Origin of the sequence: Pseudoalteromonas sp. OF5H-5, assembly GCF_021530695.1 — a bacterium.
GTDB lineage: Bacteria > Pseudomonadota > Gammaproteobacteria > Enterobacterales > Alteromonadaceae > Pseudoalteromonas.
Map to the genome: position 1 here is coordinate 1 of NZ_JAKGBF010000049.1, position 2,128 is coordinate 2,128.

At 52.0% G+C, this 2,128-nt stretch carries 1 protein-coding gene; it reads right to left on the reverse strand.

Features of this window, described 5'->3' with window-relative positions; translation table 11 throughout:
* A partial coding sequence (locus L1271_RS25000; RefSeq protein WP_235369046.1) for a hypothetical protein occupies positions 1–2,128 on the reverse strand: 2,128 nt, incomplete at both ends.

Below are 2,128 nucleotides of genomic sequence, written 5' to 3' on the forward strand. Positions count from 1 at the left end.
GTCCCCTTCCTCTTTTTCTTTCCTTTTTTTTCTCCCTCCCTTCCCTTCTCTCCCTCCTCCCTCCCTCTCTTTTTTCCCTTCCCTCTCCTCTCTCCTTCCTTTTCCCTCTCCCTCCTTTTCCTTTTCTCTTTTTTCTCTCCCCTCTCTCTCTCTTCCTTCTTCTTCTCCTTCCTCTCTCCCTCTCCCCCCTTCCCCCTCCTCCTTCTCTTCCTCTCCTCCCTTTTTTTTCCCTCCCTCCCTCTTTTTTCTTCCCTCCCCTCCCTTTTTTTCTCCCCCTTTTCCTTCTTCCCCTTTTTTCCTCTTTCTCCCCCTTTTCCCTCCCCCCTTCCCCCCCTTCTTTTTTTTTCTTTTCCTCCCCCTCCTTTCCCTTCTCCTCTCCTCTCCTTCCTCCTTTTCCCCCCTTTCTCCCCCCCTTCCCCCCCTCCTCTCCTCTTTCTTTTTCCCTCCCCTCTCCCTTTCCTCCCCCCTTCCTCCTTTTTCCTTTCTCTTCTCCTCCTCTTTTTCTCTTTTTCTCCTTTCCCTTCCTCTTCCCTTCCCTCTTCCCCTTTTCCTCTCTCTCCCCTCCCCTTTTCTTTTTTTCCTCCTTTTTCTCCCCTCCCTTCTTCTTCCTCCCCCTTTTTTCTCTTCTTCCCCCTTTTTCCTCCTCCCCCTCTCCTCTTCTTTCCCTTTCCTTTCCTCTCCTCCCCCCCTCTCCCTCCCTCTCCCTTCCCCCCCTCTCTCCCTTCTTCCCTCCTTTCTTCTTTTCCTTTTCCTTTTCTTCTTCTTCTTTTCCTCTTTCTCTTCTCCCTCTTTTTCCTCCTCCCTCTTCTCCCCCCCTTTTTTCCCCCCCCTTTCTCTCCTCTCTCCCCCTCTCCCTTTTTTTCCCCTCCTCTTTCCTTCCTTCTCCCCCTCCTCCCCCCTTCCCCCTCCCTCCCCCCCTTCCCCCTTTCCCTTTTTCCCTCTTCCCCCCCTCCCTCTCCTCTCTTTCTCCTCCCCTCCCTTCCTCCCTCTCCTTTCTCCCTCCTCCCCTCCCCTTTCTTTTTCTCTTTCCTCTCCTTTCTTCTTTCCCCCTCCTTCTTCTCTCTCTTTCTCCCTTTTTTTCCCCTTTCCTTCCTCCTTCCTTTCTCCCCCCCCTCTCTTCCCCCCCTTTTCTTCCTTCTCTCCCTCTCTTTCCTTTCTCTTCTCCTTCTCCTTTTCCTCCTCCTCTCCCTTCTCCTCTTTTCTTTCTTCCCTCCCTCTTCCCCCTTCTTTTTTCCCCTTCTTTCCTTCTCTCTCCCCCCTCCCCTCCCCCCTTTCCTTTTTTTCTTTTTCTCTCTCCTCTCTTTTTTCTCCCCCTTTCCCCCCTTTCCCCTTTCCTCTCTTTCTCCTTCTTTCTTCCCCCTTCCTTTTTCCCCTTCCTTTCCTTCCCCTTTTTCTCCCTCCTCCCTCCCTTTTTCTCCTCCTTCTTTCTTTCCTTCCCCCTTCCCCTCCCTCTTTTCCCTTTCTCTTTCTTCTCCCTTTTTTTTTTCTTTCTTTCTTTTCTCTTCCTTCTTTTTTCTCTTTCTCCCTCTCTTTTTTTCTTTTCCTTTTCTTCCCTTTTCCTCTCCTTTCCTCTTTTTCCTCTCTCCTCCTCCCCCTCCCCCCCCCCTTTTTCTTTCCCTTTTTTTTCTTCTCCTCTCTTCCCCCTCTTCCCTTTCCTCTTTCCTTCCCCTTTTCTTTCCCCTTTTCCCCTCTTCCCTCCCTCTCTTTTCTCTTTCTCTCTCTTTCTCTCCCTTCCCTTCCCCTCCCTCCTTCCTCTTTTTCCTCCTTCCCCTCTTTCTCCTCTCCCCTTCCTCTTCCCCTCCCTCTCCTTCCCTTCTTTTTCTCTTTCCCCCTTCCTTCCCCCCCTTTCCTTTCCTCTTTTCCCTTTTTCCTCCCTCTCTCTCCTTCCTCCCCCTTCTCCTCTCCTTCCTTCCTTTTCCCTCCTCCTCCCTCCTTTTCCTCCCCTTTCCCCTTCCCCCCTCCCTCCCTCTCTCCCTTTTTTCCTTTCTTTCCTTTCTCTTTTCCTCCTTTCTCTTCTCCCCCTCTCCTCTCCCCCTCTCCCTCTCTCCCTCTCTTCTTCCTTCTTCTTCTTTCCCCCCCCCCCCTCCTCCTCTCCTCTCCCCTCCTCTTTTCTCTCCTCCTTCCCTCT